The following is a 22,472-nucleotide window of genomic DNA, read 5'->3' as shown; positions in this document are numbered from 1 at the left end:
TTTTTAGGTGTGGACGATGCAAGAGCAAGGTGCGGGGATCAGGGTCGAAGCGATGTCGGTTGAATATGCGGAGCAGGCCGTGGCGTGGGCCGAGCGCCTGGGGCTGCCGCTGTCTGACGATGGCGCAGGCTTTGCCGTGCAGGTGGGCGCCGATGGCTTGCAGATCCAGCAGTTGGGCGCGCAGGCGCCAGGGCCGGTGCGGGTGGATTTCGTGGAAGGCCAGGCCGCGCACCGGCGCCTGTTCGGCGGTGGCAACGGGCAAATGATCGCCAAGGCCGTGGGCATTGCCCAGGGGGTGCGCCCGCAGGTGCTCGACTGCACGGCGGGCCTGGGCAAGGATGCGTTCGTGCTGGCCAGCCTGGGTTGCCAGATGACGCTGATTGAGCGCCAGCCGCTGATTGCCGCATTGCTGGAGGATGGCCTGGCACGGGCTCGCGCGGATGAAGAAGTGGGGCCGATTGTCGGGCGCATGCGCTTGCTGACCGGTAATGCCATCGAGCACATGCGCGCCTGGGAGGGCGAGCCGCCACAAGTAATCTACCTCGACCCGATGTTCCCGCACCGGGACAAGAGCGCGCTGGTGAAGAAGGAAATGCGCGTGTTCCGGCCGTTGGTGGGTGACGATCTGGATGCGCCGGCATTGTTGGAAGCGGCCCTTGCGCTGGCCAGCCACCGGGTGGTGGTGAAGCGACCGCGCAAGGCGCCAATCATCGAGGGGCCGAAGCCGAGCCATAGCCTTGAGGGCAAGTCGAGCCGGTATGATATTTATCCGAAGAAGGCGTTGAAGGCCTGAAAGGCTGAAACCCTACCGTTTCTCCGGTAGGGTTGATGCTTGCAGGCGGTGCTGGACTTTTAATTAGGGCTTCTAATATTGTCTGTGATCTCCGGGCAAGTAATAGCGTGTTTTTCCATGGTAATTGAATAGATTGAAGTGTCTTACATCTGAGAGTAACTTGTTGATCGAGAAGGCTTTGTTAAGTTTTTCTATAACTGGCTGTGCTGTTTTGTATAGCATTGCATCCAGTGCTATTTTGTCGTCTTTACTTAGGTTGGGTGTGCCGTCGAGAAATTTCCGTTGCTGGGCCTGTTTGGCGTTAAGTTCATTCATCATGGCTTCGCTATTTGCAAGCTCGCGTTCTGCCATTTTTCTGGCTGCCTGATACTGGCGTTCGCTGAGGCTGTTTGTCTTGTTTTTTGGAAGTTCTAAGTTGTTTCGGCTTTCTTGCATGTAGTCTAATTTTTTATGAAGTTGTTTCGGAAGTATCCCTGCTCGTCTCATTCTCCAGGTTTTGAGGAAAAAATGCCCCGAAGGATCTGAGTTATTGATTGGGTCGTTTCCGCAGTAGCTGTACGTGTTAAGTCCTCCCCTCCCAAACGGTGACAAGACGTCAGCGCTGAGGAAGCGCATAAAGTAAGTGCTCAGTAGACGTTGGCCATTACCTAGTAAATAGCCTCTCAGCTCTGGGATCCAATAAACGCCGTTGAATCGGGATAATAGGGGGCTATCAAAAGGGAGATTGTCATGACCAAATGGGGTGTAGGAAACCGGGCCTGTGGTTTCCGATTGAACGGCAACAGTTGAATTGGATAAGTCGATCGCAAGTAGCCGTGCTTTAGATGCTTGACTGAAGGTTTCGCATAGATTTTGACTGTTGTCGCTGATGATTGTGTGATGCGCATTGCCGCAAGACAAAGTTGCGAGTCTGTTGCCTTTGTAAAATAGTTTCAGTGCTGGCGTTGGCATGGTGGGCGCGCTCATAGTCGTGGATTAGATACGAGCTTGCCGGGAGAGTACTTGGCTGACTACTGGCAAAAATGCTAGGTAGACGTATTGGTTGAACAGGCTCAGGCTTATTGGCGAGCGTGGTCTGTGTCGGAGCGGCCTTGTGTCGCGATAGGGCTGCAAGGCAGCCCCGGGATTTCAGCGGTGTCGCAAGTATTGTCGGGGCCGCTTTGCGGCCCTATCGCGACATAAGGCCACTCCTACGGGGGCGCATGCCAGATGGCTGATGTTTCAGGGGTGGAACGCCCGCAAGAACACCCCCACCACCTCCCGCACGTGAGCCTCGGCCTCTTCACCTTCCAGCGGCCCCGCACACCCCAGCAGCAGCCGATAATCCGGTGCGCCTTTCACCAGGCAGAAGAAGTGCTCCGCCGCCCGCAGCGGGCTGTCGATGCGCAGCAGCCCGCGCTCATGCGCGCCGCGCAGCAGCGCTTCCATCCCCGCCAGCACACGCTTGGGGCCGGCTTCGTAGAAATACTCGCCGAAACTCGGGTCCAGGCTGCCCTGGGCCATGATCAGGCGGCTGAGCTTGACCGCTTCGTCACTGCTGATCAGTGCCTGGAAGCCACGGGCAATGTTCAGTAGCACCTCTTCCACGGGCACACCTTCAGGGTACTCGAACAGCAGGTCGGGCAGTTGGATCTGGCAGGTGGCCATTACCGCAGAGCAGAACAGCGTCTGCTTGTCCTGGAAGTGGCTGTAGACCGTGAGTTTTGAAACACCTGCCGCCGCAGCGACCGCATCCATGCTGGTGTTGGCATAGCCAAGGCTGAGGAACAGCGACTTGGCCGCTTCGAGGATGGCCTCGCGCTTGGCCAGGTCCTTCGGCCGGCCCGGGCCAATGGTTGCGTCGTTGGGCATTGGAGTCCGCATCTGGTGGAAAAGTCGACCATCTTACCGGTTCGGACGGCATCCGGCTGCAAGGTCAGACCAATCGTTAATGTTGATTTTCTTTCCAGCACCCGCTTCCCGGCGCGGGTGGCCTGATTTAATATACTCGTCAGTATAAATATTCGATGTGCACTTCGCGAAAGGATTCATCATGTTGCGTCATGCCTTGTCCCTCGCCTTGCCCGCCGTCGCCGCGTTGTTGTTGGCGGCGTGTGGCCAGGAAGCCGCTTCACCAGCCGCGCCTCGTCCGGCTCTGGTGGTGCAACCGCAACCCGCGCAAGCCGCTGCCGACAGCTTCCCCGGCGAAGTGCGTGCACGCCTGGAGCCCGAGCTGGCGTTTCGTATCGGCGGCAAGGTCAGCAAACGTTTGGTCGAGGAAGGGCAGCGGGTCAAGGCCGACCAGCCGCTGGCCGAACTCGACCCACAGGACGTGCGCCTGCAACTGGAAGCCAACCGTGCCCAGTTGGCGGCAGCCGAGGCCAACCTGTCGCTGGTCCGAGCCGAACGTGATCGTTACCAGAAGCTGCTGGACCGGCAGATGGTCAGCCATTCCCAGTACGACAATGCCGAAAACCTCTATCGGGCTGGTCTGGCGCGGCTCAAGCAGGCCAAGGCCCAGTTCGAGGTGGCGGGTAACCAGGCCGAGTACGCGGTACTGCGCGCGCCACAGGCAGGAGTGATCGCCAAACGCCAAGTTGAGGTTGGCCAGGTGGTAGCAGCCGGCCAGACGGTGTTCACCCTCGCCGCCGACGGTGAGCGTGAAGTGGCCATCGGCCTGCCGGAGCAACAGTTTGCCCGCTTCAGCGTGGGGCAAAGCGTGAGCATCGAGCTGTGGTCGCACCCCAATCAACGGTTCGAAGGACGCATTCGTGAGTTGTCACCCGCCGCCGATCCGCGCTCGCGTACCTTCGCGGCACGTATTGCGTTCGCCTCCTCGCAAACACCGGCCGAGCTGGGTCAGAGTGCCCGGGTGTTCATCGCCCACGACGGTCTGATCCCGTTGTCGGTGCCCCTCTCGGCAGTGACGGCAGAGAACGGCCAGGCCTATGTCTGGCGGGTTACCCAGGACAGCCGACTGGAACGGGCTGCCGTGCGTCTTGGGGCTTATGGCAGTGACACTGTGCCAGTGCTCGAAGGCCTCAACCCTGGCGACTGGGTGGTCGCCGCCGGCGGCCATGTGCTGCGCGAAGGGCAGGAGGTGCGGCCTGTGGATCGCACCAACCGTGTGGTGAACCTGACGGCCAAGGAGTAAGTCCCGATGGGTTTCAACCTTTCCGCATGGGCGCTGCGTAACCGCCAGATCGTGCTGTTCCTGATGATATTGTTGGCCGCCATTGGTGCCATGTCCTACACCAAGCTGGGGCAGAGCGAGGACCCACCGTTCACCTTCAAGGCCATGGTCATCCGCACCCTCTGGCCCGGCGCCACGGCCGAGGAAGTATCGCGGCAGGTCACCGAGCGCATCGAGAAAAAGCTCATGGAAACCGGTGAGTACGAGCGGATCGTCTCGTTCTCCCGCCCTGGCGAGTCCCAGGTGACCTTCATGGCCCGTGACGCGTTGCACTCCAAGGACATCCCCGAGCTGTGGTACCAGATCCGCAAGAAAGTCGCGGACATCCGCCACACCTTGCCGCCCGAAATTCAAGGGCCGTTCTTCAACGATGAATTCGGCACGACCTTCGGCAATATCTACGCGCTCACCGGCAAAGGCTTTGATTACGCCGTGCTCAAGGATTACGCCGACCGTATCCAGATCCAGCTGCAGCGGGTGAAGGATGTGGGCAAGGTCGAGTTGATCGGCCTGCAGGACGAGAAAATCTGGATCGAACTGTCCAACCTCAAGCTGGCGACCCTCGGTGTGCCGCTGGAGGCCGTGCAGCAAGCTCTGCGCGAGCAGAACGCGGTCAGCACGGCTGGCTTCTTCGAAACCCCTAGCGAGCGCTTGCAACTGCGGGTGAGCGGGCGTTTCGACAGTGTCGACCAGATTCGTCAGTTCCCTATTCGAGTGGGGGATCGCACCTTCCGTATCGGTGATGTCGCCGATGTGCACCGTGGCTTCAACGACCCGCCCGCGCCGCGCATGCGCTTCATGGGCGAGGATGCCATTGGCCTGGCGGTATCGATGAAGGACGGGGGCGATATCCTGGTGTTGGGCAAGGCGCTTGAGGGCGAATTCGAGCGCCTGGCTCGAGGCCTGCCGGCCGGCATGGAGCTGCGCAAGGTTTCGGACCAACCGGCGGCGGTAAAGGCTGGGGTCGGCGAGTTCGTGCAGGTGCTGGTGGAAGCCCTGGCCATCGTGCTGCTGGTAAGTTTCTTCTCCCTGGGCCTGCGCACCGGCCTGGTGGTGGCCCTGGCCATTCCACTGGTGTTGGCAATGACCTTCGCCGCGATGCACTACTTCGGCATCGGCCTGCACAAGATCTCGCTCGGCGCACTGGTGCTGGCCCTGGGCCTGCTGGTCGATGACGCCATCATTGCCGTGGAGATGATGGCGATCAAGATGGAGCAGGGCTATGACCGGCTCAAGGCGGCCAGTTACGCCTGGAGCAGCACGGCATTCCCGATGCTCACCGGGACCCTGATCACCGCTGCAGGTTTCCTGCCGATTGCCACGGCGGCCTCCAGCACCGGCGAATATACCCGTTCGATCTTCCAGGTGGTGACCATTGCCCTGCTGACCTCATGGGTGGCGGCCGTGGTGTTCGTGCCCTACCTGGGTGAACGGCTGCTGCCAGACCTGGCCAAACTGCATGCCGCACGGCACGGCAAGGACGGCCACGCGCCAGACCCCTACGCCACACCTTTCTACCAACGGGTACGGCGCGTGGTGGAGTGGTGCGTGCGGCGTCGCAAGACGGTGATCCTGCTGACCATCGCCGCTTTCGTCGGCAGCATCCTGCTGTTCCGCTTCGTTCCCCAGCAGTTCTTCCCAGCCTCGGGTCGTCCCGAGCTCATGGTCGACCTGAAGCTGGCCGAAGGCGCGTCGTTGAGCAATACCGCCGAGCGGGTCAAGCAACTGGAAGCGCTGCTCAGGCAGCAGGACGGCATCGACAACTACGTGGCATACGTGGGCACCGGCTCGCCACGCTTCTACCTGCCACTGGACCAGCAGTTGCCCGCCGCCAGCTTTGCCCAGTTCGTGGTGCTGGCCAAGTCGATGGAGGACCGCGAGCGCCTGCGCAGTTGGCTGATCGCCACCATGGACCAGCAGTTCCCCGACCTGCGCGCCCGTGTCACGCGCCTGGAAAATGGTCCGCCCGTGGGCTATCCGGTGCAGTTCAGGGTCACCGGCGAGCACATCGAGAAGGCCCGCGCCCTGGCCCGCGAGGTGGCCGAAAAAGTGCGTGAGAACCCTCATGTGGTGAACGTGCACCTGGACTGGGAGGAGCCGAGCAAGGCGGTGTTCCTGGAAATCGATCAGGATCGTGCGCGAGCCCTGGGCGTGAGCACCTCGCATCTGTCGAGCTTCCTGCAGAGCTCGCTCACCGGCACTTCGGTGAGCCAGTACCGCGAAGACAACGAGCTGATCGAGATCCTGCTGCGCGGTACCCCGCAGGAACGCAGCCAGTTGGGCAACCTCGGCAGCCTGGCGTTACCCACCGACAACGGCCAGAGCGTTGCGCTCTCGCAGGTCGCGACCCTGGAGTATGGTTTCGAGGAAGGCATCATCTGGCACCGCAACCGCCTGCCGACCGTCACCGTGCGTGCGGACATCTACGACAACGAACAACCGGCAACGCTGGTGCGGCAGATCGAGCCGACCTTGAAAGACATCAGGGCCAAGCTGCCGGACGGCTATTTGCTGGAGGTTGGCGGTACGGTGGAGGACTCCGAGCGCGGTCAGAAGTCGGTGAACGCCGGCATGCCGTTGTTCATCGTGGTGGTGTTGAGCTTGCTGATGATCCAGTTACGCAGCTTCTCGCGCACGGTGATGGTATTCCTCACCGCGCCGTTGGGGCTGATTGGCGTGACCTTGTTCCTGTTGGTGTTCCGCCAGCCGTTTGGCTTCGTCGCCATGCTCGGCACCATTGCCCTGGCAGGGATGATCATGCGCAACTCGGTAATCCTGGTGGACCAGATCGAACAGGACATCGCGGCGGGTATGGAGCGTTGGCAAGCGATCATCGAGGCCACGGTACGACGGTTCCGGCCCATCGTGCTGACTGCGTTGGCGGCGGTACTGGCAATGATTCCGCTGTCGCGCAGCGTGTTCTACGGACCGATGGCGGTGGCGATCATGGGGGGGTTGATCGTTGCGACCGTTTTGACGCTGCTGTTCCTGCCGGCGTTGTATGCGGCTTGGTTCAGGGTGAAGAAGGGCTGAGGAGCGTGAGGAGGGCGTTGCCCTCCTTTCGCCGGCAAGCCGGCACCTACGCACGCGGTTGTAGGGGCCGACTTGCGCGATCAGGCCTCAGAGGGCGCCGAACACCTTCTTGGCCAGGCTGGTAGCGGCCTCGGCCGGGTTCTGGCGAATGCTCTGCTCTTGCTTGCCAATCATTTCGAACAGGCCATCCAGTGCCTTCTCGGTCACGTAGTTCTCGATGCTTGCGCTCTTGGCATCGACCACGCCCAACGCCACGGCTTGGCCGGCGAAGTTGTTGTACTGCTGGGCCAGGCCAACCTTGTCGGTCGCCTGCTTGACGATCGGCAGGAACTTGGCGCGAATCTGTTCGCGGCTGCTCTTGTTCAGGTACTGGGTCGCCGAATCGTCACCCCCGCTGAGGATGCCCTTGGCGTCCGTCACGCTCATGTTCTTCACCGCATCGACCAGAATCGCCTGGGCTTGCGGCACGGCAGCTTCAGCGGCTTTGTTCATGCTGTTTTCCAGGGCTTCGACCTGTTCACCCTTGCCGAACATTTTCATCGCCTTGGCAGCCTTGCCCAGGTTGCCCGGCAGTTCGATGCGCACATCCGGGTTGTTGCTGAACCCGCCTGGGGTGCTCAGTTGCTTGACGGCGAGTTGGGCGCCCTGGGTCAGGGCATCTTTCAGACCGCCAGTGGCGTCTTTCTGGCTCAGGTCGCCGAGCGACAGGGCCAGGGCGCTGGCCGACAGCAGCAGGCCGGCGCACAGGGTAGTGAAGCGCAGGGAGGCGCGAATCATGAGTATTTCCTTATCAACGAAAATGTACAGGCTCAGCGAACCGGATCGACCTTGATGCGTACCGGCTGCTGGTCACTGCCATCGAGTTTAACGCCGTGGTGTTCGGTGTTGATGAACAACAGTTTGCCGTTCAGTTCGATGCGGGCGCTGACCGCGTAACGGTGGCCGGGCTTGACGTGGGCCGGGTCATAGCTGAGACGGAACGGCAGCGGCACGTTGCCTTTGACCGGCCCGGCCTGGCTGGCCAGGGTGACCGCTGGCGCGTCCATCAAAGAAACGTCCTGCAGGCTCACGCTCAAGGTGGCTGTCGGTGGCAGGGCCATGCGCTGCAAGTAGAAGACTTCGCCCTCCAGGCTGGCCTGGTTGGACGGGGTGTGGCTGGAGCAGGCTGCGAGCAGGGATGCGCAACACAGCATAAAGAGTTTTTTCATGGAATCTCCGGTGTCCTTGGAGCTGGCTTGTGGCCAACCCCAGGGACTGTAGCGGATTTTCACTCCCCGCGAAGCCTTCAGGGCTGCGAAGTTTCCAAGGGATCGTCACGGTGCAGGGCCACCTGCCGTATCGACAAGCGCAACTCCGCCGACAGCACTCGCTTGGCCACGCCCTCGGCTAGCTCGCCCAGTTTGTCGTGGTAGCCCAGCTTGCCGTTGCCATCGGGGCGCAGCACATTCTGCTCGACCAGCGTCTGGATGAAATGGCGGAACAGGGTCTTGTCGAAGAACTCCGGGGCGTTCAGGCCATGCAGGATCGACAGTCGCTGGGCCATCATCACGCTGAGGTCTTCCAGTTCTTCAGCACTCAGGGTGTTCTGCCCGCTGTTGAGCAGCAGCGAGGTGGCCATGTAGAAGCGCTGCAGGGTCTGGGTGATGGTTCGGGCGAGCAGGGTCAGCAGGACGAATTGACGCGAGCTCGGTGCCGGGCGCATGTACAGGTCGTTCTCCTGGCGCAGCAGGCCCTGTGCCACCAGCGCTGCAAGCCATTGGTCGATCACCTCATCCAGTTGCTCTGGCGTCCAGCGCAGGAACAGTTCGGCCTGCAGGTACGGATACAGCGCATGCACGTACTGACCAAGCAGCTCGCGGCTCATGCGCGAGCTGCTGAGGAAGAAGCTCGCCAGCAGTGCTGGCAGGGCGAAGATGTGCAGGACGTTGTTGCGGTAATAGGTCATCAGTACCGCGTTGGCTTCATCCAGGTAGAGGATTCGGCCCAGGGCATCCTTCTGCTCGGACAGCAGGTCCATGCGCCTGACGTGTTCGATCAGTGCCAAGCCATCGCCCTCGGGCAACGTGGTATGAGGCGAGTAGGGCACCTGACGCAGCAGGGCCAGGTACAGGTCGAGGACACGGCTCAGCGCCCGTTCGTCCAAGGCGAGGCGGCTGGTGGACAGCAGCGCCAGCGCCACCAGGTTGACCGGGTTGACCGCCGCCGCCTCGTTCAGGTGCCGGGCCACGGTCTCACCCAGGCGTGTGGTGGCTTCGTTGAGCCAGGTTGGGCGAAATTGTGGGGCCAGCTGCTGGTCGCGCCAGCCGGGTTGCTGCTGGTCGAGGAAGCCTGCCAGGCGGATCGGCTCGCCGAAGTTGACGTAGACCTGACCAAAGCGCTGCTTCAGCGCCCCCAGGACCTTGAAGATGTCGAAGATCGACTCTTTCTTCTTGCTCGCCCCCCTCAGCTCGCCCAGGTAGGTGCGGCCTTCGAGCACGCGCTCGTAACCGATGTACACCGGCACGAAAACGATTGGCGTACGCGACGAGCGCAGGAAGCTGCGCAGGGTGATGGCCAGCATCCCCGTGCGTGGCTGCAGCATCCGACCGGTGCGCGACCTGCCACCCTCGACGAAGTACTCCACCGGGAAGCCCTTGGTGAACAGGGTGTGCAGGTACTCGTTGAAAACCGCCGTGTACAGCGGGTTGCCCTTGAAGGTGCGGCGCATGAAGAACGCCCCGCCACGGCGCAGCAAGCCGCCGATGACCGGCATGTTGAGGTTGATCCCGGCGGCGATGTGAGGCGGCGTCAGGCCGTTGCGGAACAACAGGTAGGACAGCAGCAGGTAGTCGATATGGCTGCGGTGGCAAGGGACGTAGATCACCTCGTGGCCGGGGGCGATGCCCTGCACCTGCTCGATATGGTTGACCTTGATGCCGTCGTAGATCTTGTTCCAGAACCAGCTGAGCACCACTTCCAGGAAGCGGATGGCGGTGTAGGTGTAGTCCGAGGCGATCTCATTGCCATAGCGCAGCGCCTGGGCCTCGGCCTTGGCATACGGGATATTCTGTCGTTCGGCTTCGTCAGTGATCGCCTGGCGCACCAGGGGGTCGTGAACCAGGCCTTTGACCAGGTTGCGTCGGTGCGACAGATCGGGGCCGATGACCGCGGTCTTGAGGTTGCGAAAGTGCACGCGCATCAAGCGTTGGGCCATGCGCACGGTTCGCTCGTGCCCTTTGTTGTGCTGTACCAGTTCGCGCAGGTGAATGGGGGCGGAGAACTGCACACGGGTCTTGCGGCCCAGAATGAGGATGGTCAGCAGTCGGCGCAGGCGGCCGGTGACAGCCCAACTGTCGGCGAACAGCAATTTCCAGGGGCTGGATTCGCTGGCAGGCGTCTGCCCCCAGAAGACGCTGACCGGGATGATCTGGGCATCCTCCTCGGCATGTTGGCTCACGGCCGCCACCAGGCGCTCCAGTGTCGGTGGGGCGCCACGCTTGTCGTGGCGCCCCAGCCAGTCCGGGTCGGGCGTGAGGTAGAAGAAGGCGGCAGGTTCGTGCAGGGTGCCCACGGCCACGGGCAGTACCGGGCGTGGCAGCCCTGCTTTGGTGCATTCGCGGTCGACCACGGCCAGGTCGGTGAGCGATGGCGAAGGCAGGGCGTAGAACACCGGGCGACTGCGGTCGAGCTTGAGGGTCAAGGACGACTGGTTGATGGTCTCGGAGCGCACCCACAGGTAAAGCACGCGGCGCAGGGCACCGAAGATCAGGCGGCGCAGGGGAGAACGGGTCATGGGGTGTGAGCCTTGGGTGTGAATTTCAATGAATTTCCAGCCAGTTAGTCTGCCGTATATGCGCAAGTTCAGCAAAATACGGTAATTGGCAGGGCAGTCATGAAATTTTTTTGTTCTGTGTCATATACTCGGCCTGCCACTTGCAGGATATTTCGGCAAGCGGCGTCGGCACAGGTCCGTGACCCTGTGCCTACAAGGCGATCTTCACAATAAAAATCCGGAGTAGTTCAGATGTCGTCTCGTGAGACTGGGAATGTAAAGTGGTTCAACGATGCCAAGGGCTATGGCTTCATTCAGCGCGAAGGTGGTGCGGATGTCTTCGTCCACTATCGGGCGATCCGCGGTGAGGGGCATCGTACCCTGGTCGAAGGTCAGCGGGTGGAATACGCCTGCGTGCAGGGCCAGAAAGGCCTGCAGGCCGAGGACGTAGTCGGGCTCTGAGCCCCGGGTTGTAGGAGTCGGCTAGCCGGCGATCACCCACGAAGCTGGGATCGGGTGCTTCGGCGTCTGCGTCGTCGGCCAGTCGGCTCCTACTAGGTAAACGCTCAGGTACGCCAGGTGATTTCTTCTTCACCGTCGGCGCTGATGCGGACCCAGCGGTCGGCATCTTCTTCACCGTCTTCCTCGACCCAGCCACCTGGCGCACAGCGCACTTCCACGCCCAGCGCGGCGAATGCGGCGCGGGCGCAGGCGACGTCATCCTCCCATGGCGTCTGGTCGCTTTCCAGGTAAAGGCTGTTCCATTTCCCTACAGCCTTGGGTAACCAAGTGACTGGAATGTTACCGGCCTTGCATTTGAAGGTCTGGCCTTTCTGTTGCCACTCACTGCAAGAGCCGATCGCCTCGGCGAGCCATTGGGCAATTCGCTGGTGGTCGACGTCGGCGTCCTTGAGGTAGATCTCGATATCAGGTTGGCGCATGGGGGCTCCGGATGTGCTCAGTCTTGGCGCACGAAATAGTCATATCGCATGGAAACCGTCACCTCGAACGGCTCGGGCTGTTCGATCACCCGCGCTCGTCTTTCGGCGCTGGCACGCCAGCCATGCGGGGTCATGGCCAGCAGGTCGGCGCGGGCCTTGGGTTCGACCAGGCTCAGGCGGAATTCAAGGACCTCGTTATGGGCGTGAACCATGCCTTCCGGTACCAGGGCCAGATGCTTGTCGTCGGCGTAAGGGCGTACTTCATCGTAGAGCACTTCCCGCAGCTCCATCAGGTGACCGCTGGTTGGACCGACCCGCATCAGGCCGCCGCCTGGGCCTAGCAGGCGCTTGGCCTCGGCCCACTCCAGCGGGCTGAACACGCTGGCGATGAACTGGCAGCTGGCGTCCGCCAGCGGCACACGGGCCATGCTGGCGACCATCCAGGTGACCGACGGCTCACGGCGGCAGGCGCGCTTGACGGCCTCGCGGGAGATGTCCAGGGCATAGCCGTCGGCCGATGGCAGTGCCTGGGCGATCTGCGCGGTGTAATAGCCTTCGCCGCAGCCGATGTCCAGCCAGGCACCGGGTTGGCGCTCGGCGGCCAGCTCGGCCAGGCGCCGGGCCACCGGGGCGTAGTGCCCGGCTTCGAGGAAGTCGCGGCGCGCCTCGACCATGGCCTGGTTGTCGCCGGGGTCGCGGCTGTTCTTGTGCTGCACCGGCAGCAGGTTGAGGTAACCCTGGCGCGCGCGATCGAAACGGTGCCCCGCAGGGCACACGACGCCATTGTCGAGCCGCGTCAGGGCCGCCTGGCAGAGAGGGCAGGCAAGCATCAGGCGAGCAACCGGACGAGGGTCTGGTAGTAGATCTCGGTCAGCAGGTCGAGGTCGCTGGCCAGGATCCGCTCGTCCACCTGGTGGATGGTGGCATTCACCGGGCCCAGTTCGACCACCTGGGTACCCATGGTGGCGATGAAGCGACCGTCCGAGGTGCCGCCGCTGGTGGACGGCTGGGTTTCGCGGCCGGTAACGTCTTTGATGCTGGCCGACACGGCATCGAGCAGGTCGCCTGGCTCGGTGAGGAAGGGCAGGCCAGACAACGCCCAGTCGATCGTCCAGTCCAGCTCGTGCTTGTCGAGGATGGCCGAGACCCGCGCTTGCAGGCCTTCGACGGTCGATTCGGTGGAGAAGCGGAAGTTGAACAGGGCGGTCAGCTCGCCCGGCACGACGTTGGTGGCGCCAGTGCCGGAGTTGAGGTTGGAAATCTGGAAGCTGGTAGGTGGGAAGAATGCGTTGCCCTCGTCCCAATGCTCGGCGGCCAGTTCCGCCAGGGCAGGTGCCGCCAGGTGGATCGGGTTGCGTGCCAGGTGTGGGTAGGCCACATGGCCCTGCTTACCGCGCACGGTCAGCTTGGCGCCGAGCGAGCCACGACGGCCATTCTTGACCACGTCGCCGAGCAGGGTGGTGCTCGACGGTTCGCCGACGATGCACCAGTCCAGGCGCTCGTTGCGCGCCTTCAGGCGCTCCACAACGGCCTTGGTGCCGTGATGGGCCGGGCCTTCTTCGTCGCTGGTGATCAGGAAGGCGACCTTGCCACGGTGGTCGGGGTAGTCGCGCACGAAGCGCTCGCTGGCCACCACCATGGAGGCCAGGCTGCCTTTCATGTCGGCGGCGCCGCGTCCGCAGAGCATGCCATCGGCATCGATCAGGGCCTCGAAGGGCTCATGCTGCCATTGCTGTACCGGGCCGGTGGGGACCACATCGGTGTGGCCGGCGAAGCACAGCACCGGACCGTCCTGGGTACCGTGGGTGGCCCAGAAGTTGTCGACGTCCTCGATGCGCATCGGCTCGAGCTGGAAGCCGACGGCGCCCAGACGATTCATCATCTGCGCCTGGCAGTCAGCGTCGACGGGGGTGACCGAGGGGCGACGGATCAGGTCGCAGGCCAGTTGAAGGGTAGGCGAGAGCTCGGCTGGGGCCGTCATGGGGGACTCCGGGGCAAGGCAAGGCGAGAAAACGAGGGGCGTTATCTTATATCAAACAAGGTGTGTCGGCACGGGGCATTGGGGCCGCAGTGCGGCCCCGCAAGCTCAGGCCTCCTGTGGCTCTGCCAGCTTGTCCGCAGGCTTGGGCAGCGACGAAAGGAATGCCATCACCAGCGCCGCCAGATACGGCAGCGACTGCACCAGCAACATCGCCACCCAGAAGCGCATGTCCGAACTCGGCAGCCCTTGCACCAGGTAGATCCCGGCCGCCGCGCCCCACAGCAGCAACATGATGAACAGCTCTTCCCGCGCCTCGGAAATCGCCACCATCAGTCCATGGCTGTCAGCATTCTTCGGTGTGCGGAAGAACGGCATGCTGCTGGTGAAAAAACCGTACAGCACTGCCTTGGCGATGGTATGCGACAGTGCCAGCCCTGCCAGGGCCGCGGCGAATGCGTCCTTGAGGTTGACCCCGACCGCCCGGCGATAGAGGAAGATGATCTTGCCGACCTTGAAGAAGAACAGCGCCAGCGGCGGAATGGCGAAAATCATCAGCGGCGGGTCGACCCGGTGCGGCACGATGATCATCGCCGCCGACCACAGCAGCGCGCCGACCGTGAAGAAGATGTTCATGCCGTCTGCGATCCACGGCAGCCACCCGGCCAGGAAGTGGTAGCGCTGGCCACGGGTCAATTCGCTGCCCTTGCCGCGCAACAAAGCGCCGGCGTGGTGCTTGATGATCTGGATGGCGCCGTAGGCCCAGCGGAAACGCTGCTTCTTGAAGTCGATGAAGGTGTCGGGCATCAGCCCTTTGCCGTAACTGTTGTGGGCGTACGCCGCGGACAGGCCCTTCTCGAACACGCGCAGGCCCAGTTCGGCATCCTCGCAGATGCACCATTCGGCCCAACCCAGCTCCTCCAGCACACTGCGCCGGGTCATGGTCATGGTGCCGTGCTGGATAATCGCGTCACGGTCGTTGCGGGTGACCATGCCAATGTGGAAAAAGCCCTTGTACTCGCTGTAGCACAGTTTCTTGAAGGCACTCTCGTGCTGGTCGCGGTAGTCCTGGGGCGACTGCACCACGGCGATCTTCGGGTCGGCGAAGTGCGGCACCATGTGCTTGAGCCAGTTGCGGTCCACGCAGTAGTCCGAATCGATGACCGCGATCACTTCGGCGTCCTTGGCCGTGTGCGGAATCAGGTAGTTGAGCGCGCCACCCTTGAAGCCGGCCAGCGGGGCGACGTGGAAGAACTTGAAGCGCTCGCCCAGTTTCTCGCAGTGGGCCTTGAGGGGCTCCCACACGGCAGGGTCCTTGGTGTTGTTGTCGATCACCAGCACTTCGTAATCCGGGTAATCGAGCGCCGCGAGGGCATCGAGGGTCTGCTTGACCATGTCCGGTGGCTCGTTGTAGCACGGCACATGCACCGACACCTTCGGCCGATAGGCGGTATCGGCCTGTACTGGCAGAAACTCGCGACGCCGTTTGTGAATCCACACGGCTTCGGCCAGCTCGTGGGCTTCGGTCAACAGGACGATGAATACCCCCAGTGCGCCGAGCGCCAGCAACACGCCCACGGTCAGGCTGAACCAGGTGCTGTACTGCTGGCTGTAGTCGTAGGCGATCCACACCAGCACCGACCCGCACAGGAAGGTGATGAAGGTCAGGAAGGTGCGCCCGCGCTGGCGCAGGGCCGAGCCATCGATCAGCAGTACGGTGAGCGCGATCATCGCCAGCACCACCGAGGCCACCGCCAGAGCCCGCCATTGCGGGATCGCCACCACCGGCCCGTCGAAGTTGAACTTCTGCTGTCGCTCGGCATTGAATACGCCCCAGTAAGCACCCACGGATCCTTCGTCGCTGGCCTTCCAGGGTTGGTCGTAGGCTTCGATGACGAAGTAGTTGTAGCCTCGCCGGTTCAGGGTATTGACCAGTGTGCGCAGGTAGATGGCCTGGTCAGCCTGAGTGGCGTCGGCACCGCCGCGCATGCGACCGTTGCTCGGCCAGCCCACCTCCGACAGCAGCAATGGCTTGCGCGGGAACTGCTGCTTGAGCTCACGGGCGCGGTCGAGCACGAACTCGACCGAGTCCTTCATCGGCACGAATTCCCAGTAGGGCAGGATGTGTGCGGCAATCAGGTCGACATGCTTGGCGAGCTCGGGGTGTTCCTTCCAGATGTGCCATTGTTCACTGGTGGTGACCGGCACCTTCACCGCGGCGCGCACGCGGTCCAGGTACTGGATGAGCGCCTCGGGCGTGACCTCTTCGCGGAACAGCGCCTCGTTGCCGACGACCACCCGCACCACGCTGCGGGATTTGTTGGCCAGTTCGATGGCCGTGGCGATTTCGCGTTCGTTACGCTCAAGGTCCGGGCTGATCCAGATTCCCAAGGTCACGCGCAGGCCAAGTTCTTCGGCCAGGCGGGGAATGTCGGCCTGGGTGCCCTCGACGGTGTAGATGCGGATGCTGTCGGTCAGCTTGCTCATCTGCTCCAGGTCCTGGCGTATCTCATCGTCGCTGGGGTATTGGCCCTTTTGCGGACTCTCGCCAAGACGGAAGGGCGAGTACGACAAACCAGAGATCTGTTCCGGCCAGGCTGGTGCGGTGACCGGTCGGTTGATAAGCGCCCAGAACCCGGTGAACAGCGCGGCAATGGCCAGCACCACCACCAGATTGAGGCCGAATTTGCGTGAAGACATGTTCGTTCAATTCTGTCGAAGGGATAGGACATTAAAGCAGGGTTGGTAGGTACTTTCCTAACGATGGAGGCCACAAGCGCTCTTGGCCTATAATGCGCGCCGGTTTTTTCGGGGTACCAACATGAGCACAGAAGATCCACGCTTTGCCGGCGTAGCCCGGCTGTACGGCGACGAAGGCCTGCAACGACTGAGCCAGGCCCATGTGGCGGTCGTCGGCATCGGCGGGGTTGGCTCGTGGGCGGCCGAGGCCCTGGCCCGCAGTGGCGTGGGCGAAATCACCCTGTTCGACCTCGACGATGTGTGCGTCAGCAACACCAACCGTCAGGCGCATGCGCTGGAGGGGCAGGTGGGGCGGCCCAAGGTCGACGTCATGGCTGAGCGCCTGCGGGCGATCAACCCTGCCTGCACGGTGCATGCGGTGGCCGACTTCGTCACCCGCGATACCATGGCCGAATACATCACCGAGCAGATGGACTGCGTCATCGACTGCATCGACAGTGTGATGGCCAAGGCCGCGCTGATCGCCTGGTGCCGGCGGCGGAAGATTGCCATCGTCACCACCGGGGGCGCCGGTGGGCAGATCGATCCGACCCAGATCCAGGTCGGCGACCTCAACAAGACCTTCAATGACCCACTGGCGTCACGGGTACGCTCGACCCTGCGCCGCGACTACAACTTCTCGCGCAACGTGAGCCGCAACTATGGCGTACCGTGCGTGTTTTCCAGCGAGCAACTGCGCTATTCGAAGGGCGACGGCAGCGTGTGCCTGCAGAAGAGCTTCGTCGGTGAAGGCGTGCGCCTGGATTGCGCCGGGGGCTTCGGCGCGGTGATGATGGTGACCGCGACGTTCGGCATGGTGGCGGCGAGCAAGGCAATAGAGAAGCTGGTGGCAGGCGCGCGGCGGCCTTCGGAGCGGGTCAAGGCCCAGTAGCCGCAAGCCGACCCCGTAAAGGCCAGCTTGCGCGATCGCTTCAGCGCTGATCCAGCGTCAACTGCGCCATCCGCTGCAACACCGCATGCAGCCCGTTGCTGCGCGACGGCGACAATTGGCGCTCAAGGCCCAGTTGGGTGAACCAGCCTTGCAGATCCAGCCTGCTCAGTTCGCTGGTGGCCAAGCCTTGCACCCGAACCAGCAGCAGCGCCAGCAACCCGCGCAATAAGCGCGCATCGCTGGCCGCCTTGAACTGCCATTGGCCGTCGACCTGAGTGGCCACCAGCCACACCAGGCTCTCACAGCCATGCACCCGATTGCTCTCGGTCTTCTGCGTGTCCTCCAGCGGTTCCAGCCGTTCGCCCCACTGCATCAGCAGTCGTGCCCGCTGCTCCCAGCCGCGCGCTTGTTCGAAGCTCTCCCGCGCCTGGCGCGCCTGCTCTGACAAGTTCATCGCAGCAACTCCAGGCCTTGGTCCAGCGCAGCGAAGAACCGTTGCAGGTCGTCGCTGTCGTTGTAGATCCCCAACGACACCCGAATCGCCCCCTCCAGCCCCAAACCCTTGAGCAGCGGCATTGCGCAATGATGGCCGGCGCGCACGGCGATGCCTTGCTCGGTCAGCAGATGGGCGATATCGGCGTTGTGCACGCCTTCGATGACGAAACTGGCCAAGGCCGCCTGAGGTGTGCCGAGTACACGAATACCGTCGCGGTCCGCCAGGCCTCGCAGCAGGTGCTGGTGCAGGCTCGCTTCGTGGTTCTCGACGGCATGGACGTCGAGGCTGGCGAGGTAATCAAGGGTTGCGCCCAAGCCAATCACGCCGGCAATGGGCGGTGTTCCTGCCTCGAACCCCAGCGGCGCTGGCCGGAAACTGGCGCTCTGATAATCGGCCATTTGCACCATCTCGCCACCGAATTGCCAGTGATGCAGCAGGTCAAGGGCCTGGCGCCGGCCGTAGAGCACGCCAACGCCGTCCGGCCCGTATAGCTTGTGACTGGAGAACACGTAGAAGTCGCAGCCCAGTTGCTGCACGTCGTGGCGGCCATGGACCACCCCTTGGGCGCCGTCGACCACCGTGATCGCGCCTTGGGCACGGGCGTGGGCGAGCAAGGCAGGTAGCGGCTGCCAGGTACCCAGTACGTTGGACAACTGGCTGACCGCCAGGACCCGGGTGCGCGGCCCGATCAGTTGCAGGGCCGGGTCAAGGTCGATGCGTCCGTGTGCGTCCAGCGGCAACACCACCAGGCGCAGATTGCGCCGTCGCGCCAGTTGTTGCCACGGCAACAGGTTGGCGTGGTGTTCCAGGGCGCTGACAGCGATTTCGTCACCGGCCTCGAAACGGTGCTCAAGCCCATAGGCCAACAGGTTCAGTGCCGAAGTGGCTCCGTGAGTGAACACGATCTGCTGGGCATCGGCGGCGTTGAGCCAGGCGGCGACCTTGTCCCGGCTGGTTTCGAACGCTTGGGTCGCCAGGGCGCCGGGAAGGTGCTGGGCGCGATGCACATTGGCTGCACCATGACCGTAGTAATGGCTCAGGGCATCGAGCAGCGCCTGGGGTTTCTGGGTGGTGGCGGCGCTGTCCAGGTAGGTCTGGTGCTGCCGTTGCAGGGCGGCGATGGCGGGGAAATCGGCACGCCAGGGGGAGGGCTGGAACATGTTCGCAAGGCCTGGAATGAAAATCGGGTCTGGCATTACGCCAGACCCGATCTTATCACTTCAAACCGTGCAGGGTTCTCAGTTATGGGCGTGCAGCGCCTCATTCAGCTCGATGGCCGACTTGTGGGTCTTGCACTCGACGGCGCCGTTCAGCGAGTTGCGGCGGAACAGCAGGTCGGTCTGACCGGCCAGGTCGCGGGCCTTGACCACTTTGACCAGCTCGTTGTTTTCGTCGAGCAGGTTCACCTTGGTGCCGGCAGTGATGTACAGACCGGCTTCCACGGTGTTGCGATCGCCCAGCGGGATACCGATGCCGGCGTTGGCGCCGATCAGGCAGCCTTCGCCGACCTTGATGACGATGTTGCCGCCACCGGACAGGGTACCCATGGTCGAGCAGCCGCCACCCAGGTCCGAGCCCTTGCCGACGAACACACCAGCCGAGACGCGGCCTTCGATCATGCCCGGGCCTTCGGTGCCGGCGTTAAAGTTGACGAAGCCTTCGTGCATGATGGTGGTGCCTTCGCCGATGTAGGCGCCCAGACGTACACGGGCGGTATCGGCGATACGCACGCCAGCCGGAACCACGTAGTCGGTCATCTTCGGGAACTTGTCCACCGAGAACACTTCCAGCAGCTCGCCCTTCAGGCGTGCTTCCAGTTGCAGCTCAGCCAGCTCGGCCAGGTCAACGGCGCCCTGGTTGGTCCAGGCGACGTTCGGCAGCAGCGGGAAGATGCCGGCCAGGCTTACGCCGTGCGGCTTGACCAGACGGTGCGACAGCAGGTGCAGCTTCAGGTAGGCCTCTGGGGTCGAGGTCAGTGCGGCGTCTTCGGCCAGCAGGGTGGCGACCAGTGGCTTGTGGCTTTCGGCCAGGCGGGTCAGCAGGGCGGCCTGGGCGGCATCGACGCCTTTGAGGGCTTCGGCCAGTTGCGCGGCCTGGGCGTTGCTGAAGGCGATGGCCTGGTTGCCACCTTGGTAACCGAGGATCGGCGCAACGGCGGCGACCAGCTCGGCACTCGGGTTGAGCAGGGGTTGTGCGTAGAAGACTTCGAGCCAGGCGCCCTGGCGGTTCTGGGAGCCGACACCGAAGGCCAGGCTGAACAGGTTATTGGACATGTGATTACCTCGTGCGAAATAGGGGATGGGCTCAGGCCAGCGCAGCGCCGTACAGGTCAGGCTTGAAGCCAACCAGCGTGCGTGCGCCGAGGTCGAGCACCGGGCGCTTGATCATCGACGGCTGGGCCAGCATCAGCTCCACGGCCTTGGCCTGGTCGAGATCGGCCTTGCTGGCGTCGTCGAGCTTGCGGAAGGTGGTGCCGGCACGGTTGAGGATGACTTCCCAGCCGTGTTCATCGCACCAGCGGTTCAGGCTGTCGCGGTCGATGCCTTGAGTCTTGTAGTCGTGGAATTCGTAGCCGATGGCGTGTTCTTCGAGCCATGTGCGGGCTTTTTTCATGGTGTCACAGGCTTTGATGCCGTAGAGCGTGTAAGTCATCGCGTACATTGGGGTTCAAAGGTGCCCCCAATCTCTCCGTTTTCCGAATGTCAGTCGCGGGATTATGCGGGAACGATTCTTTGAGCGCCACGGGTGTGCATGCCTTGTGTCCTGCAGCACCTCGGAGATTGCCAGGTGCCTGCCTTGAAATTTCGGGCGCTCTATCTCTTGGGCGCCAAGATCTTAAGGCGCACACCTGCCAGCCATGACCCCAGTATCATCATGTTACATATACATTTGCCACCTGCGACTATCGTGCAGCGGTCTCGATTTACCTATCCCCGCTAACATATTGTTTCAATGGCGATGTTTCGCCCTGATGTCGTTTTTGGTTCACAAAGGAAGCTTTCACGGATGCAGTCCGCCTACACCGTCCTCATCCTGCTGACGCTGGTAAGCGTGTCGAAACTGGTCGGGCGAGTCATTCCGCTACCGCTGCCATTGGTGCAGATCGCCGCTGGCGCCTTGCTGGCATGGCCGACCCTGGGCCTGCATGTGGCCCTGGACCCAGAACTGTTTCTGTTCCTGTTCCTGCCACCGTTGCTGTTCGCCGATGGCTGGCGCATTCCCAAGCGTGAGCTGTGGCGTATTCGCGGACCAGTGGTGGCCCTGGCGGTGGGCCTGGTGCTGTTCACCGTGGTCGGCGCCGGATATTTCATCCACTGGCTGTTGCCTACTATCCCGCTGCCGGTAGCGTTCGCGTTGGCAGCCGTGCTTTCGCCCACCGACGCCGTGGCTGTGTCGGCCATCACCCAGGACCGCCTGCCAACCCCGCTCATGCACATGCTGCAGGGCGAGGCGCTGTTGAACGATGCCTCGGGCCTGGTGACCTTCAAGTTCGCCCTGGCAGCGGCGATCACAGGGGCATTCTCGCTTGCCGACGCGGGCATGAGTTTCGTCCTCGTTGCCATCGGTGGCTTGGCGGTGGGGGTCGCGCTTAGTTGGCTGATCGGCCGCCTGCGTGCGTGGATGATCGCCCGGGGCTGGGACGACCCGGCCACCCATGTCGTGTTCATGCTGCTGCTGCCGTTCGCGGCCTACGTATTGGCCGAGCGCCTGGGCGTTTCTGGCATTCTTTCCGCCGTGGCTGCCGGCATGATGCAGAGCTGGCTCGACCTGCTGCCCCGCCAGACCAGCACACGGCTGTTGAACCGCAGTGTCTGGTCGTTGCTGGAGTTCGCCTTCAATGGCCTGATCTTCCTGCTGCTGGGCCTGCAGTTGCCGGACATCATCAAGGCGGTGGTCAGCCATGAGACCACTGTCTGGCCGACCCTGGCCTGGCGCTGTCTCGATGTGCTGGCGATCTTCGCTGCGTTGATACTGCTGCGTTTCGTGTGGGTACAGAGCATCTGGCGAGCGATCGGTGTGGTGCGGCGCTGGCGCGGTAAACCGGACCTGGTGCTGATGCCCACCGCGCGCTCTTGCTGGCTGTTGACTCTGGGCGGCGTGCGCGGTGCCGTGACGCTGGCCGGTGTGATGTCGATCCCGCTGCTGATAGGGGCGGGCAAGGCGTTTCCCGAGCGTGATCTGCTGATTTTCATCGCCGCGGGGGTGATCCTGTTGTCGTTGATCAGCGCGTGCGTCGCCTTGCCGTTCCTGCTGCGGGGCGTTACCAGAAGTCCGGATGAGCGTTTGCACCAGGAAGTGCAGGAAGCCTGGCGGCGCACCGCGGAGGCGGCCATTCATGCCTTGGAGGCAGAAGAAGTGATCGATGCAAGCGCACCCCAGGATGCGGCGCAGGCGACCTTGGCCACCGAGCTGAAGGCGCGGTTGATGGCCGAATACCGGGACGAGCTGGAAAGCTACAACGACACCGCCGAAGCGCGGGCACTGGCCGAGCAGATGGACTTGCTGGAGCGGCGACTGCGCTTGCGTGCGCTGCGGGCCCAGCGTCTTGAGCTGTACAACCTGCACCGCCAGCACTTGGTGGGCGATGAGGTCGTGCGCCAAGTGCTGGGCGAGCTGGATCTGAGTGAAGCCAACCTGGGGCAGGTCAAGTAGCGGATCTGTCTGTCGGAGGGCCGC

19 protein-coding genes are annotated in these 22,472 nt (G+C 62.8%); 6 read left to right on the top strand and 13 right to left on the bottom strand.

Going from position 1 to position 22,472, the window contains the following annotated elements; all coding sequences use genetic code 11:
• The first annotated feature begins 16 nt into the window (after positions 1 to 16).
• The gene (locus P3R38_RS19315) at positions 17 to 793 is read left to right on the top strand and encodes a class I SAM-dependent methyltransferase (RefSeq protein WP_027906535.1); all 777 of its coding nucleotides are present in this window, start codon (positions 17 to 19) and stop codon (positions 791 to 793) included.
• A 72-nt stretch (positions 794 to 865) separates the two neighbouring features.
• On the opposite strand, the gene P3R38_RS19310 is transcribed toward P3R38_RS19315, so the two are convergent.
• Together P3R38_RS19310 and P3R38_RS19305 are read right to left on the bottom strand one after the other, a co-directional pair.
• Positions 866 to 1,744, bottom strand: coding sequence for an RHS repeat-associated core domain-containing protein (locus tag P3R38_RS19310; RefSeq protein WP_277686514.1), 879 nt, complete (start codon positions 1,742 to 1,744; stop codon positions 866 to 868).
• A gap of 270 nt (positions 1,745 to 2,014) precedes the next feature.
• Positions 2,015 to 2,656: a TetR/AcrR family transcriptional regulator gene (locus tag P3R38_RS19305; protein ID WP_277686513.1), complete on the bottom strand. Its 642-nt coding sequence runs from the start codon at positions 2,654 to 2,656 to the stop codon at positions 2,015 to 2,017.
• A gap of 169 nt (positions 2,657 to 2,825) precedes the next feature.
• Here P3R38_RS19305 and P3R38_RS19300 point away from each other — a divergent pair, with 169 nt between their 5' ends.
• Both P3R38_RS19300 and P3R38_RS19295 read left to right on the top strand, forming a co-directional pair.
• Positions 2,826 to 3,926 (top strand): efflux RND transporter periplasmic adaptor subunit, encoded by a 1,101-nt coding sequence (locus P3R38_RS19300; protein WP_023381992.1) that lies wholly within the window; start codon positions 2,826 to 2,828, stop codon positions 3,924 to 3,926.
• A 6-nt stretch (positions 3,927 to 3,932) separates the two neighbouring features.
• A complete protein-coding gene (locus tag P3R38_RS19295; RefSeq protein ID WP_023381991.1) occupies positions 3,933 to 6,998 on the top strand; it encodes an efflux RND transporter permease subunit in 3,066 nt (1,021 codons plus the stop codon).
• 87 nt (positions 6,999 to 7,085) lie between these two features.
• Here the strand turns inward: P3R38_RS19295 and P3R38_RS19290 are convergent, their stop codons facing one another.
• From P3R38_RS19290 to plsB, 3 genes are all read right to left on the bottom strand, one after another.
• Positions 7,086 to 7,775, bottom strand: coding sequence for a DUF4197 domain-containing protein (locus P3R38_RS19290; protein WP_023381990.1), 690 nt, complete (start codon positions 7,773 to 7,775; stop codon positions 7,086 to 7,088).
• Between the two features lie 32 nt (positions 7,776 to 7,807).
• A complete protein-coding gene (locus tag P3R38_RS19285; protein WP_023381989.1) occupies positions 7,808 to 8,206 on the bottom strand; it encodes a YbaY family lipoprotein in 399 nt (132 codons plus the stop codon).
• 77 nt (positions 8,207 to 8,283) lie between these two features.
• Complete coding sequence (gene plsB, locus P3R38_RS19280) at positions 8,284 to 10,770, bottom strand: glycerol-3-phosphate 1-O-acyltransferase PlsB (RefSeq protein ID WP_023381988.1); 2,487 nt, start codon at positions 10,768 to 10,770, stop codon at positions 8,284 to 8,286.
• Between the two features lie 231 nt (positions 10,771 to 11,001).
• Here plsB and P3R38_RS19275 point away from each other — a divergent pair, with 231 nt between their 5' ends.
• On the top strand, positions 11,002 to 11,211 hold the full coding sequence (locus tag P3R38_RS19275) for a cold-shock protein (protein ID WP_003252255.1): 210 nt from the start codon (positions 11,002 to 11,004) through the stop codon (positions 11,209 to 11,211).
• 104 nt (positions 11,212 to 11,315) lie between these two features.
• Here P3R38_RS19275 and P3R38_RS19270 read toward each other — a convergent pair whose 3' ends face one another.
• The 4 genes from P3R38_RS19270 to P3R38_RS19255 form a co-directional block, all read right to left on the bottom strand.
• Positions 11,316 to 11,690, bottom strand: coding sequence for a hypothetical protein (locus tag P3R38_RS19270; protein WP_027906533.1), 375 nt, complete (start codon positions 11,688 to 11,690; stop codon positions 11,316 to 11,318).
• Positions 11,691 to 11,707: 17 nt separating this feature from the next.
• Positions 11,708 to 12,520 (bottom strand): putative RNA methyltransferase, encoded by an 813-nt coding sequence (locus P3R38_RS19265; RefSeq protein ID WP_023381986.1) that lies wholly within the window; start codon positions 12,518 to 12,520, stop codon positions 11,708 to 11,710.
• Positions 12,520 to 13,671, bottom strand: a complete 1,152-nt coding sequence (gene dapE, locus P3R38_RS19260) for a succinyl-diaminopimelate desuccinylase (protein WP_023381985.1) — start codon at positions 13,669 to 13,671, stop codon at positions 12,520 to 12,522. Before dapE ends, P3R38_RS19265 begins: the two co-directional genes overlap by 1 nt.
• Positions 13,672 to 13,776: 105 nt before the next feature.
• The gene (locus tag P3R38_RS19255) at positions 13,777 to 16,368 is read right to left on the bottom strand and encodes a glycosyltransferase (RefSeq protein WP_023381984.1); all 2,592 of its coding nucleotides are present in this window, start codon (positions 16,366 to 16,368) and stop codon (positions 13,777 to 13,779) included.
• 121 nt (positions 16,369 to 16,489) lie between these two features.
• On the opposite strand from P3R38_RS19255, the gene tcdA reads away from it, so the two are divergent.
• On the top strand, positions 16,490 to 17,299 hold the full coding sequence (tcdA, locus tag P3R38_RS19250; RefSeq protein WP_277686512.1) for a tRNA cyclic N6-threonylcarbamoyladenosine(37) synthase TcdA: 810 nt from the start codon (positions 16,490 to 16,492) through the stop codon (positions 17,297 to 17,299).
• A gap of 40 nt (positions 17,300 to 17,339) precedes the next feature.
• On the opposite strand, the gene P3R38_RS19245 is transcribed toward tcdA, so the two are convergent.
• The 4 genes from P3R38_RS19245 to P3R38_RS19230 form a co-directional block, all read right to left on the bottom strand.
• Positions 17,340 to 17,753 (bottom strand): SufE family protein, encoded by a 414-nt coding sequence (locus P3R38_RS19245; RefSeq protein ID WP_027906530.1) that lies wholly within the window; start codon positions 17,751 to 17,753, stop codon positions 17,340 to 17,342.
• Positions 17,750 to 18,955, bottom strand: coding sequence for a cysteine desulfurase (locus tag P3R38_RS19240; RefSeq protein ID WP_023381981.1), 1,206 nt, complete (start codon positions 18,953 to 18,955; stop codon positions 17,750 to 17,752). Before P3R38_RS19240 ends, P3R38_RS19245 begins: the two co-directional genes overlap by 4 nt.
• A gap of 78 nt (positions 18,956 to 19,033) precedes the next feature.
• On the bottom strand, positions 19,034 to 20,068 hold the full coding sequence (dapD, locus tag P3R38_RS19235) for a 2,3,4,5-tetrahydropyridine-2,6-dicarboxylate N-succinyltransferase (RefSeq protein WP_023381980.1): 1,035 nt from the start codon (positions 20,066 to 20,068) through the stop codon (positions 19,034 to 19,036).
• Positions 20,069 to 20,099: 31 nt separating this feature from the next.
• On the bottom strand, positions 20,100 to 20,447 hold the full coding sequence (locus tag P3R38_RS19230; protein WP_023381979.1) for an ArsC family reductase: 348 nt from the start codon (positions 20,445 to 20,447) through the stop codon (positions 20,100 to 20,102).
• Between the two features lie 354 nt (positions 20,448 to 20,801).
• Here P3R38_RS19230 and P3R38_RS19225 point away from each other — a divergent pair, with 354 nt between their 5' ends.
• Positions 20,802 to 22,448 (top strand): Na+/H+ antiporter, encoded by a 1,647-nt coding sequence (locus P3R38_RS19225; protein ID WP_277686511.1) that lies wholly within the window; start codon positions 20,802 to 20,804, stop codon positions 22,446 to 22,448.
• Positions 22,449 to 22,472 lie beyond the last annotated feature (24 nt).

This window comes from Pseudomonas sp. NyZ480 (assembly GCF_029537255.1).
Taxonomy (GTDB): Bacteria; Pseudomonadota; Gammaproteobacteria; order Pseudomonadales; family Pseudomonadaceae; genus Aquipseudomonas; species Aquipseudomonas taiwanensis.
This window is presented reverse-complemented; position numbering and strand designations above follow the sequence as displayed.

Bases quoted from the DNA above. Each gene is read 5' to 3' on its own strand.
- P3R38_RS19315 (WP_027906535.1), top strand. From the start codon at position 17: ATGCAAGAGCAAGGTGCGGGGATCAGGGTCGAAGCGATGTCGGTTGAA.
- P3R38_RS19310 (WP_277686514.1), bottom strand. From the start codon at position 1,744: ATGCCAACGCCAGCACTGAAACTATTTTACAAAGGCAACAGACTCGCA.
- P3R38_RS19305 (WP_277686513.1), bottom strand. From the start codon at position 2,656: ATGCGGACTCCAATGCCCAACGACGCAACCATTGGCCCGGGCCGGCCG.
- P3R38_RS19300 (WP_023381992.1), top strand. From the start codon at position 2,826: ATGTTGCGTCATGCCTTGTCCCTCGCCTTGCCCGCCGTCGCCGCGTTG.
- P3R38_RS19295 (WP_023381991.1), top strand. From the start codon at position 3,933: ATGGGTTTCAACCTTTCCGCATGGGCGCTGCGTAACCGCCAGATCGTG.
- P3R38_RS19290 (WP_023381990.1), bottom strand. From the start codon at position 7,775: ATGATTCGCGCCTCCCTGCGCTTCACTACCCTGTGCGCCGGCCTGCTG.
- P3R38_RS19285 (WP_023381989.1), bottom strand. From the start codon at position 8,206: ATGAAAAAACTCTTTATGCTGTGTTGCGCATCCCTGCTCGCAGCCTGC.
- plsB (WP_023381988.1), bottom strand. From the start codon at position 10,770: ATGACCCGTTCTCCCCTGCGCCGCCTGATCTTCGGTGCCCTGCGCCGC.
- P3R38_RS19275 (WP_003252255.1), top strand. From the start codon at position 11,002: ATGTCGTCTCGTGAGACTGGGAATGTAAAGTGGTTCAACGATGCCAAG.
- P3R38_RS19270 (WP_027906533.1), bottom strand. From the start codon at position 11,690: ATGCGCCAACCTGATATCGAGATCTACCTCAAGGACGCCGACGTCGAC.
- P3R38_RS19265 (WP_023381986.1), bottom strand. From the start codon at position 12,520: ATGCTTGCCTGCCCTCTCTGCCAGGCGGCCCTGACGCGGCTCGACAAT.
- dapE (WP_023381985.1), bottom strand. From the start codon at position 13,671: ATGACGGCCCCAGCCGAGCTCTCGCCTACCCTTCAACTGGCCTGCGAC.
- P3R38_RS19255 (WP_023381984.1), bottom strand. From the start codon at position 16,368: ATGTCTTCACGCAAATTCGGCCTCAATCTGGTGGTGGTGCTGGCCATT.
- tcdA (WP_277686512.1), top strand. From the start codon at position 16,490: ATGAGCACAGAAGATCCACGCTTTGCCGGCGTAGCCCGGCTGTACGGC.
- P3R38_RS19245 (WP_027906530.1), bottom strand. From the start codon at position 17,753: ATGAACTTGTCAGAGCAGGCGCGCCAGGCGCGGGAGAGCTTCGAACAA.
- P3R38_RS19240 (WP_023381981.1), bottom strand. From the start codon at position 18,955: ATGTTCCAGCCCTCCCCCTGGCGTGCCGATTTCCCCGCCATCGCCGCC.
- dapD (WP_023381980.1), bottom strand. From the start codon at position 20,068: ATGTCCAATAACCTGTTCAGCCTGGCCTTCGGTGTCGGCTCCCAGAAC.
- P3R38_RS19230 (WP_023381979.1), bottom strand. From the start codon at position 20,447: ATGACTTACACGCTCTACGGCATCAAAGCCTGTGACACCATGAAAAAA.
- P3R38_RS19225 (WP_277686511.1), top strand. From the start codon at position 20,802: ATGCAGTCCGCCTACACCGTCCTCATCCTGCTGACGCTGGTAAGCGTG.